Annotated in this window: 15 protein-coding genes and 5 pseudogenes; 8 read left to right on the forward strand and 12 right to left on the reverse strand. The window is 38.6% G+C overall.

All coding sequences use genetic code 11. The features are described 5' to 3' along the window. Positions 1–8 precede the first annotated feature (8 nt). The 6 genes and pseudogenes from KUH03_RS45690 to mraZ form a co-directional block, all read right to left on the reverse strand. Positions 9–1033: pseudogene (locus KUH03_RS45690) on the reverse strand (peptidoglycan D,D-transpeptidase FtsI family protein); the annotation flags it as partial. Beyond that, a complete protein-coding gene (locus KUH03_RS45695; RefSeq protein WP_306429535.1) occupies positions 1033–1266 on the reverse strand; it encodes a hypothetical protein in 234 nt (77 codons plus the stop codon). The gene KUH03_RS45695 and the pseudogene KUH03_RS45690, both read right to left, overlap by 1 nt. 11 nt (positions 1267–1277) lie before the next feature. Beyond that, a complete protein-coding gene (locus KUH03_RS45700) occupies positions 1278–1469 on the reverse strand; it encodes a hypothetical protein (protein WP_306429536.1) in 192 nt (63 codons plus the stop codon). A gap of 66 nt (positions 1470–1535) precedes the next feature. Continuing rightward, positions 1536–2090: an FtsL-like putative cell division protein gene (locus tag KUH03_RS10340; RefSeq protein ID WP_257093085.1), complete on the reverse strand. Its 555-nt coding sequence runs from the start codon at positions 2088–2090 to the stop codon at positions 1536–1538. Positions 2091–2105: 15 nt separating this feature from the next. Continuing rightward, positions 2106–3020, reverse strand: a complete 915-nt coding sequence (rsmH, locus tag KUH03_RS10345; protein WP_257096881.1) for a 16S rRNA (cytosine(1402)-N(4))-methyltransferase RsmH — start codon at positions 3018–3020, stop codon at positions 2106–2108. A 24-nt stretch (positions 3021–3044) separates the two neighbouring features. Further along, a pseudogene (gene mraZ, locus KUH03_RS10350) lies at positions 3045–3485 on the reverse strand (division/cell wall cluster transcriptional repressor MraZ); the annotation flags it as partial. Between the two features lie 429 nt (positions 3486–3914). On the opposite strand from mraZ, the pseudogene aspS reads away from it, so the two are divergent. The 5 genes and pseudogenes from aspS to KUH03_RS10370 all read left to right on the forward strand — a co-directional run bounded on the left by aspS (position 3915) and on the right by KUH03_RS10370 (position 8354). Next, a pseudogene (gene aspS / locus KUH03_RS10355) lies at positions 3915–5665 on the forward strand (aspartate--tRNA ligase). A 96-nt stretch (positions 5666–5761) separates the two neighbouring features. Beyond that, a pseudogene (locus tag KUH03_RS10360) lies at positions 5762–7148 on the forward strand (LutB/LldF family L-lactate oxidation iron-sulfur protein). A 70-nt stretch (positions 7149–7218) separates the two neighbouring features. After that, a complete protein-coding gene (locus KUH03_RS48470) occupies positions 7219–7545 on the forward strand; it encodes an acyltransferase (protein ID WP_373564686.1) in 327 nt (108 codons plus the stop codon). Positions 7546–7552: 7 nt separating this feature from the next. After that, positions 7553–7858 (forward strand): hypothetical protein, encoded by a 306-nt coding sequence (locus KUH03_RS10365; protein ID WP_257098117.1) that lies wholly within the window; start codon positions 7553–7555, stop codon positions 7856–7858. Beyond that, positions 7827–8354 carry an acyltransferase gene (locus KUH03_RS10370; protein WP_373564687.1) on the forward strand — a complete coding sequence of 176 codons (528 nt, stop codon included), beginning with the start codon at positions 7827–7829 and terminating at the stop codon, positions 8352–8354. The genes KUH03_RS10365 and KUH03_RS10370 overlap by 32 nt, the downstream gene beginning before the upstream one ends. A gap of 124 nt (positions 8355–8478) precedes the next feature. Here KUH03_RS10370 and KUH03_RS10375 read toward each other — a convergent pair whose 3' ends face one another. The 5 genes from KUH03_RS10375 to KUH03_RS10395 form a co-directional block, all read right to left on the reverse strand. Continuing rightward, positions 8479–8820: a hypothetical protein gene (locus KUH03_RS10375; RefSeq protein ID WP_257093097.1), complete on the reverse strand. Its 342-nt coding sequence runs from the start codon at positions 8818–8820 to the stop codon at positions 8479–8481. After that, entirely contained in the window at positions 8781–8984 is a 204-nt protein-coding gene (locus tag KUH03_RS10380) for a hypothetical protein (RefSeq protein WP_257093099.1), read from the reverse strand. Before KUH03_RS10380 ends, KUH03_RS10375 begins: the two co-directional genes overlap by 40 nt. A 126-nt stretch (positions 8985–9110) precedes the next feature. Next, positions 9111–9386 carry an energy transducer TonB gene (locus tag KUH03_RS10385; RefSeq protein ID WP_257093100.1) on the reverse strand — a complete coding sequence of 92 codons (276 nt, stop codon included), beginning with the start codon at positions 9384–9386 and terminating at the stop codon, positions 9111–9113. Further along, positions 9371–9715, reverse strand: coding sequence for a hypothetical protein (locus tag KUH03_RS10390; RefSeq protein WP_257093102.1), 345 nt, complete (start codon positions 9713–9715; stop codon positions 9371–9373). The genes KUH03_RS10385 and KUH03_RS10390 overlap by 16 nt, the downstream gene beginning before the upstream one ends. Then, positions 9715–10014: a hypothetical protein gene (locus KUH03_RS10395; protein ID WP_257093104.1), complete on the reverse strand. Its 300-nt coding sequence runs from the start codon at positions 10012–10014 to the stop codon at positions 9715–9717. The genes KUH03_RS10390 and KUH03_RS10395 overlap by 1 nt, the downstream gene beginning before the upstream one ends. A gap of 189 nt (positions 10015–10203) precedes the next feature. Here KUH03_RS10395 and KUH03_RS10400 point away from each other — a divergent pair, with 189 nt between their 5' ends. After that, complete coding sequence (locus KUH03_RS10400; protein ID WP_257093106.1) at positions 10204–10545, forward strand: hypothetical protein; 342 nt, start codon at positions 10204–10206, stop codon at positions 10543–10545. A gap of 133 nt (positions 10546–10678) precedes the next feature. Then, positions 10679–10834: a hypothetical protein gene (locus KUH03_RS10405; RefSeq protein WP_257093108.1), complete on the forward strand. Its 156-nt coding sequence runs from the start codon at positions 10679–10681 to the stop codon at positions 10832–10834. 125 nt (positions 10835–10959) lie between these two features. Here KUH03_RS10405 and tsaD read toward each other — a convergent pair. After that, positions 10960–11959 (reverse strand): annotated as a pseudogene (tsaD, locus tag KUH03_RS10410) (tRNA (adenosine(37)-N6)-threonylcarbamoyltransferase complex transferase subunit TsaD). A 51-nt stretch (positions 11960–12010) separates the two neighbouring features. Between tsaD and KUH03_RS10415 the strand changes: the two are divergent. Beyond that, on the forward strand, positions 12011–12421 hold the full coding sequence (locus KUH03_RS10415) for a hypothetical protein (protein ID WP_257093110.1): 411 nt from the start codon (positions 12011–12013) through the stop codon (positions 12419–12421). Positions 12422–12533: the final 112 nt, after the last annotated feature.

Genomic DNA, 12533 nt, shown 5'->3' on the forward strand with positions numbered 1-12533 from the left:
CTCGGATTTCGGATCACCACAATAATCGAATATTTCGGATCTTCAGCAGGAAAATAGCCTGCAAAAGAAGACTGGTATCTCCTAGCTCCATAACCTCTTGAGCCATCAGCCATCTGCGCTGTTCCCGTCTTACCTCCCGATGTATACAATGGGCTAGCAACACTTCTTCCTGTACCCTCCGTCATGACACCTTCCATCATTCCCTCACCTCTGCCAAGGCATGATCCGAAGCGATCTTTTCATTAATTACCTTCGCCTGAAAAGTTTGGATCGTGTTACCTAAATGCCTAATCTCTTTGACAAATAGAGGTGCAATCAATTTACCGTTATTTGCAACAGCGTTATAAAATGTCAAGGTCTGTAATGGCGTAATCTTCATCTCATAACCATAAGCCATCTGAACCAATGACAATCCACTCCAAGATTTACTTTTCGATGTTTTCACCAATGGAACCCCCTCTCCCGGAATCTGCAGATCTAACGTCTTACCGAATCCAAAAGAATGCAGTTTCGACGTAAACTGGTCTGGGTTATCTTTATAAGCCTGATAGACAAATTTTGTAACCCCAACATTCGAAGATTCTTCAAAAGCTCTTTTAGCCGAAACTATAGATTTTTTTGGTGCATGCGAATCACGAATTGTATGCTTGTAAATCGGCCAGTTACCATTTCCAATATTTATAGTTGTACTTGAATCGATTTTCTTATCATCAATCAACGCTAGATAAGAGGCAAGTTTAAAAGTTGAGCCCGGATCGGCACTTTGCGCAATGGCAAGATTGAACTTCTCCCGATAAACACCATCTTTATCCCGCATAAAATTTGCAACGGCCCGCACTTCACCTGTTTTCACTTCCATCATCACAACACAACCTTCATCAGCATTGCTCACAATCATCTGTTTCTCCAGCGCTCTTTGAGCCATATCCTGCATATTAACATCAATTGTGGATATGATGTCCGAACCATCGACAGGTGCTACCTCAATATCTCTATTGACAGGTATCCAGACACCACCAGCAATACGCTGCATCAATCTCTTTCCACTCTTTCCATCAATATACTCACCGTATGCTCCTCTAAGCCGACATGAATATTTTCCTTTACGTTTTTATATCCAATAGTTCTTGCTGCCAGATTAACGAACGGCAAAATCCGTTTATTCTGTCTATCGGTAATCAAACCGCTAGGAAAACGTTCTTTTTCAACACGAGCTGATTTAAATAAAGGAAATTGCTTCACCTTCTTTAAATCCTGATGTGACACATTCCGCTTAATTAGTAGATAGCGTTGTTTTTATTCCGCGCCTGTTTTAGTAATGTCAAATATTGCCGGGATGATTTATCCTTAAAAAAATCAGCCAGTTTAATCGCGAGAGAATCAACTTTGAGATTGAAATATTCATTTTCTTCTTCGGGAATAGCCATCGCATCAAAACGAAGTTCATACTCAGGAACAGAAGTTGCCAATAAGCTTCCGTCGTTGGAATAGATATTCCCCGTGCAGCTTCAACCTCACGTTCTTGAATAGAAAGACTATCCGCCAAAGCCTTCCAATGTTGCCCATCCACATATTGCAACTTCAGCATTTTCCCAAATACCATAAATGCAAGAAGCACAATAAGTCCAAAGGCAAAATAGACGCGAATAAGAATCGTGTTTCTGATACTCATAACTCTCTCTATTTATCTTCTTTTTCTCTACAACTTCAATCTTGATAGGCTCCACCCGCTCTTTCAAACCCAATGAATCCACACGCTTTGCGATCTCCGTTTGCGTGGACATTTTCATCAGCTCAGCAGATAACGACTTATGATCCCAGCCTAATTCTTTGACTTCCTTGCTTACTTTATCGATACTACGAATAGTTCGCTCAGCGAAGTGACGGTTAGAGATATACAACAACATCAAAAAGGCGATGAAAGCCCCAAAAGGGAGATACTCCAATATTTTGTTTAAGGAAAGGTCTCCAACGGTAAAAAGCGTTTTAATAAACGCTTCTGTTTCTTCCGCCTTTTCCTCGACAGTTTCTTGTAGTTCTTCCTGAACTTCTTCACTCAATTCTTTCTGTCTTATTGTATTCCTGCTCATCTTTTCGCTCCATTTTTAAGACAAATCCAACCTTTCAGCAATACGCAGTTTCGCACTGCGCGATCTATTATTTACAGCCAGTTCATGCGGCGATGCTGTAATTGCCTTACGGCTCAACACATGGAACGGCTTGATTTCATTTCCAAAAAAATCTTTCTCAACACCTCCTTTAAATTTCCCTTTGGCCATGAAGTTTTTAACCAAACGATCTTCTAAGGAATGATAAGACATCACCACCAATCTTCCTTCACTTTTCAACACATCAACAGTTTGCAACAAAAACTCCTGCAAAGCCTCCAATTCACGGTTAACCTCAATACGTAAGGCCTGAAAAACCTGCGCATGATATTTATGTTCTTTTCCCTTTGGAACCATTCGCTGAATAACTTCTTTTAATTCAGCAACCGTATGTATCGGCTGTGCCAAACGAGCTGTCACAATTGTTTTCGCCAATGACTTTGCATTCATAATCTCGCCATACATACCAAAAATCCGATGGAGATCTTCTTCAGCATAAGTCGCTAGTACGGCTTTTGCATCCAAATCTCCCACCTGATCCATACGCATATCCAAATCAGCATCAAATCGGATTGAAAAGCCACGATCTGCTGCATCAAACTGATGCGATGAAACACCCAGATCAGCTAAAATACCATCCACTGTACGCACACCGTGCAGACGAAGACTATTCTTTAAAAACCTGAAATTTTGATGAATCAATGTAAAACGAGGATCATCAATCACATTTCCCAAAGCATCTGGATCCTGATCGAAAGCAAACAGCTTTCCCTCTGGCCCCAATCTCTTCAGTATTTCACGAGAGTGACCACCTCCACCGAAAGTCACATCCACATAAATACCATTCGGCTTGATCGCCAAAGCATCCATGCATTCTTGCAACATTACCGGAACATGATACACATTCTCCATATTACTATATTCCAAAATTAATATCCCCATTACCTCTGCCGCTAAAGACGATATATCCTCCACACCTCCGTCACCCATTAAATCATCATACCCTTCTTTAGACCAAACTTCTATCTTGTTAAACTGACAAGCCAAAACCAATTCTGTTGTTATCCCTGCAAATTCAAGCAAGCTTTTTGGCAACAAAACACGACCAGCCGCATCCAAAGTCAGCTCTGTAGCTCCACGAGTAAAAGCACGCACAAAAGCCCGTACTTTCGGATCAAATTGATTTAATTTAGCCAGTTTAGCTGTCATCAGATCCCACTCCTCGCGTGGATAAAAAACCAGATGCTTCTCAAAACCGCGATTCACAACAAGCCCATCACGCTCAACATGAGGCATCTGCCTCTTGAGCGCCGCCGGCAACACCATCCTTCCTTTGGCGTCTAGCTTGCATTCGAATTCTCCGATCAACTGAGTCATACCGTCAATTATCCTATTCTAATTTAAATGTAAAAGTATACACTTTCTCCCACTTTCCCCACTTTACAACATAAAAAAGTTTTCCACATCGAAAAATAGCTACAAGAAAAAATAACATCCATTTTCACCACAACGCATAAAACCTTATTTACAAACAGTTAAAGGGGCATTTCAATCAATTATATCTTCAAAACAAGGACAGATATTTTTCGGTTTTTTTCAAAAAATGGAAATGAATTGTAAAAATTTCCTCTTTAGAAATTTAATTTTACTTCTTTTTTGGGAAAAATGGGAGAAAGTGGAGGACTGAAAAACAGATAATCTCTCGCGTGGTTGAAAGTGGGAGAACAGCATTCAAATAAGAACAGTAGAATTCGTTATTGTCGAGTAAAACCAATAATTTTGCATAAATTTTATTTTTATTAAGATATGCACAGAACACACACTTGTGGAGAATTAACATTAGCTGACTTAGGGAAAACGGTTACCCTAAGTGGATGGGTTCAAAAATCCCGCGATTTGGGCGGTATGACTTTCATCGATGTTAGAGACCGATATGGTATCACACAATTAACGTTCAATGCAGATGATGACGCGTCTTTACGTGCTAGTGCCCGCGAACTGGGAAGAGAATATGTCATAAAAGTAACCGGAGAGGTTATTGAACGTTCCAATAAGAATGCTAAAATCTCCACTGGAGATATCGAAATCAAGGTTTCAAATCTTGAAATATTAAATGCTGCGAAATTACCGCCTTTTACAATAGAAGATGAAACGGATGGTGGGGATGATATCAGAATGAAATTCAGATATCTGGATTTACGTCGTAATCCGGTACGTGAGAACCTTATTTTACGACATAAAACTTCTCAGGAAGTACGTCGTTACCTTGACTCTCAGAATTTCTTAGAAGTAGAGACACCATATCTCATCAAATCTACTCCGGAGGGAGCACGAGATTTTGTGGTTCCTTCCCGCATGAATCCAGGTGAATTTTATGCATTGCCTCAGTCACCACAGACCTTCAAACAACTATTGATGGTATCAGGTTTTGATCGTTATTTTCAAATTGTCAAATGTTTCCGCGATGAGGACTTACGTGCTGACCGCCAGCCAGAGTTTACACAAATCGACTGTGAAATGTCCTTCGTAGAACAGGAAGATGTACTAAATATTTTTGAAGGATTAGCAAAACACATCTTCAAAACGATTAAGGGCATAGACCTTGGAGCTGTACCACGTATGACTTATGCTGATGCCATGCGTCTATATGGATCCGACAAGCCGGATATCCGTTTTGGAATGCAGTTTGTTGAATTAAATGATGTAGTCAAAGAAAAAGGGTTCCCTGTATTTGACGCTGCGGAGCTGGTTGTTGGTATCAATGCCGAGAATTGCGCGGATTATACCAGAAAACAACTGGATGCCTTAACAGATTTTATTAAACGTCCTCAAATCGGCGCTACAGGTTTAGTCTATGCCCGTGTGAATGAAGATGGCTCAGTTAAATCTTCTGTTGATAAATTTTTACGCCAGAACAACTAACAGCTATTGCCGCTAAGTTCCACGCGAAACCAGGCGACCTTTTATTAATTATGGCAAGTGGCAAGGATAAAGTTCGTAAACAATTAAACGAATTGCGCCTGGAAGTTGCCTCACAGCTTGGTCTTCGCGACAAAAACACCTTTGCTCCGTTATGGGTTATCGATTTCCCTTTATTGGAATGGGATGAGGACAACGCACGCTACCATGCCATGCACCATCCTTTCACCTCTCCAAAACCGGAAGATATTCCGCTACTGGATACAAACCCTGGTGAAGTAAGAGCAAATGCTTATGACTTTGTATTAAACGGTGTCGAAGTGGGCGGTGGATCTATCCGTATTCATGACAGAGACCTACAGTCACTCATGTTTAAACACCTCGGATTTAGTCCGGAAGAAGCACAGAAACAATTTGGTTTCTTGATGGAAGCGTTCACCTATGGAGCTCCTCCACATGGTGGTTTAGCGTTTGGCTTTGACAGACTTGTATCGCTATTAGCTGGTCTAGATTCTATCCGTGATGTGATTGCCTTTCCAAAAAACAATTCAGGAAGAGATATCATGATTGATGCTCCATCAACAATTCACCAGGAACAATTGGATGAATTAAGCTTAAATATTAATATAAAAGAATAAATTTCAAGCTCGATTTTCGTGAAACAATTTATTAACACTATATTTAAAAGTTGGTAGGAAACGACCAACTTTTTTTGTGAAAAATCAGCAGATTAGATGTCAGAGAGTACGGCAAATACGTTTTTAAAAGAAAGTGCACAGAAAGCATTTGACACCAAACATCGCGATATTATAAATTACAATATCGACAAATACAGTATTGCTTTCGAAAAGGGGAAAAGCAAATTTGCAAATCTCGAAAACTCCAAAATAAAAGCAAATTTGATCAAATGGAAAGTAATGGAAAACCTCGATCGATATCTATTACAATTTGAGGCAAATTTTACTGCACGTGGTGGAAAAGTAATCTGGGCTAATGATGCCGATGAGGCGCGGGAGGAGATTTATAAAATCATCGAACGAAAAAGAACACGATCGATTGTAAAATCTAAATCTATGGCTACCGAAGAAATTGAATTAAATCATTTTCTGGAATCCAAAAACATAGAAGCCATCGAGACTGATCTTGGAGAATATATTATTCAGCTGCTAGACCAGAAACCCTACCACTTTGTCACTCCTGCTATGCATTTAAGCTTGGAAGATATCGCTAAGCTCTTTCATGAAAAATTTGACACACCCCTGGATGCATCTGCTGAACAATTAACACTAAAGGCGCGCGAATTATTAAGAGACAAATATTTAGCAGCAGAAGTCGGTATTACCGGAGCTAATTTCTTAGTTGCTGAAACTGGGAGTATAGCAATTACAGAAAACGAAGGAAATGCACGTCTGACTTCTACTTTTCCAAAAACACATATTGCTGTTGTGGGCATTGAGAAGATCATTCCCACACTACAAGATCTGGAAGTATTTTGGCCACTTTTATCCACACATGGTACAGGTCAAAACTTAACAGTCTACAACACATTACTCACAGGACCAAAACAGCCTTACGAGTCTGATGGACCTGAAGAAATGTATGTTATCCTGCTTGACAATGGACGTAGTAATCTCCTTGCTCAAAAAGAACAACGCCAGGGCCTATATTGTATTCGCTGTGGAGCTTGCTTAAATGTATGTCCTATTTATCAAAATATAGGCGGGCATACGTATGAAACAACCTATCAAGGACCAATCGGATCTCTCATTTCTCCCCATTTAAATGGGATGAAGGAGTTTAAGCACTTAAGCTATGCATCTACCCTTTGCGGTAAATGTACAGAAGTGTGCCCTGTAGGCATCGATATTCAACGTATGCTTCTTGTCAACAGAAAAGACTCCGTAGAGCAGGGGTTATCCACTAAAACAGAACAAAAAGTCTGGAGTTGGTTTACATACGGAATACAACGTCGAAAATTGATTGATTTCTTTGGTGGGAAATTCAAGAACTTCTTCCTTCGGAAGTTTTTTAAAAAACATGGGGCGATCAACGGAATTACCCAAGCTAGCGGAAAAATCCTTTTCCAAACAATGGAAAGAGCAGCAGAAAAACAAAGAATAACAAAAAGTGGCATTAGCTTATCAAACTAATGCCACTTTTTTTTATTAGTTTCGCTCCAAACCTACTGTTAATGACTTCAAAAAATATAAAAACGTATCTTCCTTGGATAGATTTTCTCCGCATTTTAGCTTGCTTTATGGTCTTAATATCACACAGCTGCGACGCCTTTGTTGGTACATTTGACAATAGCAGCACATTTCATCAAGGCGTATTTTGGGGTAGCATTGTTCGTGCCTGTGTACCGCTATTTGCAATGATGTCGGGTATACTACTATTTCCCGTACAAACCGATGTGGCTACTTTCTACAAAAAGAGAATAGGTCGAATACTTGTTCCTTTATTATTTTGGTCAATCGTCTTACCGCTCACTTTTTTTTATCTATCTGAACTTTATTAAGAGCAGTTTGAGTGCTTTGATAGATATGAATAATTTTACGGCACAGGCAACCTTAACAAAAATCTATACTGCAGTCTTTAACTTCAATTATGATACAACACCTTTATGGTACATGTATATGTTAATCGGTTTATATCTTATCATTCCAATTATCGGAAGCTGGCTAAATCAAGCCAGTAAAAAGATATTCAATATTTTCTCGGCTTTTGGGAATTACACTTCTAGCACCTTACATCAAAATGATTGCCCCAACTTTGGGTTACACGGGCAATTATGGACAAATGGGACTATGGGGAGTCTGCAATTGGAATGAATTTGGCACATTCTATTATTTCTCAGGTTTCCTAGGTTATATCATATTAGCGTACTATCTGGTAAAATACCCTTTTCAATGGTCCCTGACTAAGACTATTTCAATTGCAATTCCACTTTTTGTAATAGGCTTTATCATTACCTTTTCAGGCTTCCTGCTAACCCAAAAACATTATCCAGGAAATTACGCAAATTTGGAGATTGTTTGGTATTTCTGTAATATCAATGTCGCAATGATGACTGTCGCAATATTTCTCATCGTGCAAAAATTAAATATTCGCGAATCCAAGTGGATAAAAAATATAGCAGGAGCCACATTTGGCATTTATTTATGTCATTTTGTTATTGTACAGGCGATGACAGATACGTTTCTGAATATTGATTATCTTCCCGCTTCCCTAAAAATTCTGTCAATTGCCCTTCTAAGTTTTGGTTTAAGCTATTTGGTGACGAAGCTTTTTGATACAAACTCAATTACACGACGGTTTATTCGCTAAAACAACGGGTCAAAAACAGCACATCGGATATGTGCACACTATAAAAAAAAAAAGGGGATCAATGATCCCCTTTTCAACTAACACTCACCAATTATTAATATGAAAACTACTCTTTCTTTTAACCTTAAGTTGTTTTTGCCTCAGCATCAACTGCCTTTTCACCCTCGCCTTTCTTAAAATCACCCCTTCGCATTTGTCGATGTTTTTTCCAATTTTCTTTGTGCATTTTATGGTTCTCTGCGTAAGAATCTTTTAATGTCTTTTGCTGTTCTGGAGTCAATAATCCCATCATTTTTTCATGATCCGCAGCACGTTGTTTTCTCATCTTTTCACGATACAATTTGCGCTCCGCTGCAATTTTTTTATGATCCTGCGCTTGCTTCAAATGAAATGCATATACCTCTTTGCGCTGTTGATCTGTAAACTTCAACTTTTGGTCCATGCGATCTGTTTTGATCTTAGCCAACTCCTCAGGATTTTTATTTTTAAGCCATCGTGCTTTTTATCCTTTGAACGCTTGTGCAAGGGAGCCGTCATTTCTTTGGTATCTGATTTAAGATCCTTTTTCTCCTGCGCGAAACCTGTTAACATTAATCCGGATAACGCCAAACTTAACATCAATTTTTTCATCTCTCTTTTTTAAATCAACAATCTTTCAATTTTAATAGATTGACTTTCCAACCTATTTATCTATAAGAGTATTATTGACCATCAAAAGTTTAAAACCTCATCTGTTAAATAAAGTTAAGATCGGTTTTATTGAGATGCCGCGCTTAAACGGATAGGCAAGGTATAAGCCACCCGCACAGTACGTCCATTCTGAACACCAGCTTTCCATTTTTTTGCCTTTTTTAATAAATTAATTGCGGCTTCACCAGTTCCAAAATTCATATCCCGTTTTACCACAATATCAGTCAAAGATCCATCTCGCTCCACTACGAAAGACACTTCGATAACCCCAGACACGCCTTGATCCAAAGCGGATTGCGGAAAATTATAGTTTTCCGACACCCATTTCATGAAAGCAGGCATTCCCCTTCCGGACGTGGCATTACCTCAACCGCCCGAAACACTGTACCTGCGTCGCTATCAGTACCTCCCTCCGACTCCGGTCCCACTGTATGGCCTGTAATACCACCATCTTTCTTAGAGGGGCCAAATTCACCTCTTGCAATATGCGTTCCAGCGGCATTTGCTTTTAATGTAATACGCGCGGTCATTGTATTTGGTTTACTCAGTTCATCCTGTGTAGCAACATCCTCAGTTACTTCTTTTGCCTTCGTAATCTTAGGCTCCGGCAGACGCACCAAATCAAACTTCGAAACATCCTGTGCGATCTGCTGTGGTGCTTTTTCCTGCATTAGAATAGGTTCTTCTTTAACCTCCTCTTTTTCTCGACCTCTTTCTGGAGTTCTTCCAAATCATTAGGAAAATCCACAATCGTAGTAGTTGTTATTGGCATGGCTTTCTTAAAATATTTATTATACCCGTAAGAACCCACGATCAAAAGGAAAGCAAAGGAAACAACAATAGCGAGCCCCACATTTGTTGCTTTATTTGACAAATTCCGCAATTCATATGCACCATACATCTTGTTGCGACCTGCAAAGATAACATCCAGCCATTCCTTGCGATAGATATTCAATTTTGAGTTCATCATAACATTAAAGTTTAAATCTTTTCATTATGATGCGCGAAAGCCTTATATTTCATAAAAATTTTACACACTCTTATGAAATCACTTTTTTAGCTATTCTTCTACTTACATTATACGGTTGTGAAAACAGTCAAAATCAATCCAAACCTCCGGTTAAGAGTGAAAATAAAGAGCAATTAATTTCACCTTATTTTGGCTTTTGAATCAGCAAAAGATTCATTAATTGCCCTTCCAATGGATCAGGCCATGGAGAGTCCCGAAAAATACAACTATGTCATTATAGAAAATCAAGTTAGCCCATTGGGATTTATACAGAATAAAACGGACAATAAGGAAAGCAATGGAAGGCAGACAGCACAAAACTTTGCCAATAGCGAAGGCTCATTGTTCACGATAAAGAACGAAATTAAATCCGGTGATTTTGGAATGTTGGTCAATCAAGCTTTCTTGAGTCAATACAAAATAGAACCTTTTACAAAGGTTCAGCGTGAGACAACTCCAGAGATAAAGGAAATACTGGAAAAAAAAATATAAAAGGAAAATAAACAAAAGTACTACAGTTGCGGTCCTGAAAGATCAAGCTGAATTCAATCTCACAGTCTTTGAAAACCAACAAGATTCAGCATTAGCAGTTTTTTCTTATATCAAAGAAGACCAATTAATTAATTTGGATTTTCCGGCCACCTACGATGATATTAGTACTTGGCGAGTCGACGATGGTGGTCAATTTGATAATGAAGCATTCCAGGTTCTCACTGTACTACGTTCGGAAGCAGGAATTAGTTTTGTTAGCATTTTTGGGGAGCAGAAGGTTATGAATTGAACTTCTATCAACCTAAAAAAGATAAGTTTACTTCAGCAGCACAAGCCTACGGTTACAGTTCTCCTTTATAAGGAAATTATCGTTTCCCTAGTTATATAATTAGGGAAACGTTCTTTAATAATATTTTATAATTGCATTCTCGCCATCGGAGCTACATCCTGACCAACAAAGTCCCCTTTTAAATATTTATGATATCCAGCAATGGCGATCATCGCTGCATTATCTGTACAATATTCGAATTTAGGAATAAAGACATTCCAATGGTATTGCTCCCCATTTCAATCAATCCCTTTCTTAGTCCAGAATTAGCAGAAACACCGCCCGCAATCGCGATATCTTTCACACCCGTTTGCTTTGCGGCTTTCTTCAATTTATTTAATAAGATAGAGACAATACGGGATTGCACACTAGCACAGAGATCTGCGATATTTTCGGTCAAGAAATCAGGATTCTGTTTTAACTGATCTTGAACAAGGTAGAGTATTGCTGTCTTTAACCCCGAAAAGCTAAAATTAAGTCCAGGAATTTGAGGTTCTGGTAATTTGTACATATTGGAATTACCCTGACTTGCATATTTATCAATAAGCGGTCCACCGGGGTAAGGCAGATTGAGGATCTTAGCCGTCTTATCAAAGGCTTCCCCTGCAGCATCGTCCAGAGTTTCACCCAATAATTCCATTTCGAAGTAATCTTTTACCAGGACAATTTGTGTATGCCCACCTGAAACAGTTAGGCATAAAAAGGAAAACTCGGTTTCGGTTCTTCAATAAAATGGGCCAAAATATGCGCCTGCATATGATTTATATCTATTAATGGAATATTCTGAGCAAGTGCAAATGATTTTGCAAAAGAAGTTCCGACCAAAAGAGCACCTAATAATCCAGGTCCGCGCGTAAAACTCACTGCATCTATTTGATTTTTGCTTATTTTTGCTTGACGAATGGCTTCGTCCACCGTAGGAATAATATTTTGTTGATGGGCACGTGAGGCTAACTCGGGAACAACTCCACCATATTTTGCGTGGATTGCTTGAGTAGCAATAACATTTGAATGAATTTCACCGTTAATACAAATAGAAGCGGAGGTTTCATCACAAGAGGATTCAATCCCTAAAATAATAGCCATAGCTGGAGTTATAAATTAGAATACAAAAGTATCAAAAAAATAATAAAAATAATGTCAATAGTCCTGGGTAGTATATTCATTATACTGCTTGCATTGGCATTATCGCTACAGCTGAAACCTGTACAAAATTTTGTTGCACAAAAGACCATCAAGTATTTATCCAAGGAGCTGGACACTAAAATCAGTTTAAAAAGTATTTATTTTAAACCCTTTAAATCAGTTGTGATAGAGGGCTTCGAAATTTATACCCCAGAAGGTCAAAAAATCATAAAATCCGAAAAAATAGAGGCAATTGTAAATCTATCCCAACTCATAGAATTGAACAGGGTTGTCATTAATAAGTTGAAGATTGAAAATACGGAAAGCAATTTCGAACAATTTAAGGATAGCAGCAATATCTCATTTTTAATCCGATATTTCAACCCGCCAAAGAAAGAGAAAAAGAAAAGTTCAAAAAAATAATCTTTGATATTAAAGAACTTATTATCAACAACAACTCATTCAACTATGTTAACCACAGGCAAAAACACTATAATAAAGTTGTTGATTTTGGCGATTTAGGCATATCAAAATT

The organism is Sphingobacterium sp. E70 (assembly GCF_019285695.1).
Classification (GTDB): domain Bacteria; phylum Bacteroidota; class Bacteroidia; order Sphingobacteriales; family Sphingobacteriaceae; genus Sphingobacterium; species Sphingobacterium detergens.

Excerpts from the sequence above, each read along its gene's own strand:
- KUH03_RS10340 (WP_257093085.1), bottom strand. The coding sequence starts at position 2,090 with ATGAGCAGGAATACAATAAGACAGAAAGAATTGAGTGAAGAAGTTCAG.
- rsmH (WP_257096881.1), bottom strand. The coding sequence starts at position 3,020 with ATGGAGAATGTGTATCATGTTCCGGTAATGTTGCAAGAATGCATGGAT.
- KUH03_RS48470 (WP_373564686.1), top strand. The coding sequence starts at position 7,219 with ATGACTTCAAAAAATATAAAAACGTATCTTCCTTGGATAGATTTTCTC.
- KUH03_RS10370 (WP_373564687.1), top strand. The coding sequence starts at position 7,827 with ATGGGACTATGGGGAGTCTGCAATTGGAATGAATTTGGCACATTCTAT.
- KUH03_RS10380 (WP_257093099.1), bottom strand. The coding sequence starts at position 8,984 with ATGAAAAAATTGATGTTAAGTTTGGCGTTATCCGGATTAATGTTAACA.
- KUH03_RS10385 (WP_257093100.1), bottom strand. The coding sequence starts at position 9,386 with ATGCCTGCTTTCATGAAATGGGTGTCGGAAAACTATAATTTTCCGCAA.
- KUH03_RS10390 (WP_257093102.1), bottom strand. The coding sequence starts at position 9,715 with ATGCAGGAAAAAGCACCACAGCAGATCGCACAGGATGTTTCGAAGTTT.
- KUH03_RS10395 (WP_257093104.1), bottom strand. The coding sequence starts at position 10,014 with ATGATGAACTCAAAATTGAATATCTATCGCAAGGAATGGCTGGATGTT.
- KUH03_RS10415 (WP_257093110.1), top strand. The coding sequence starts at position 12,011 with ATGTCAATAGTCCTGGGTAGTATATTCATTATACTGCTTGCATTGGCA.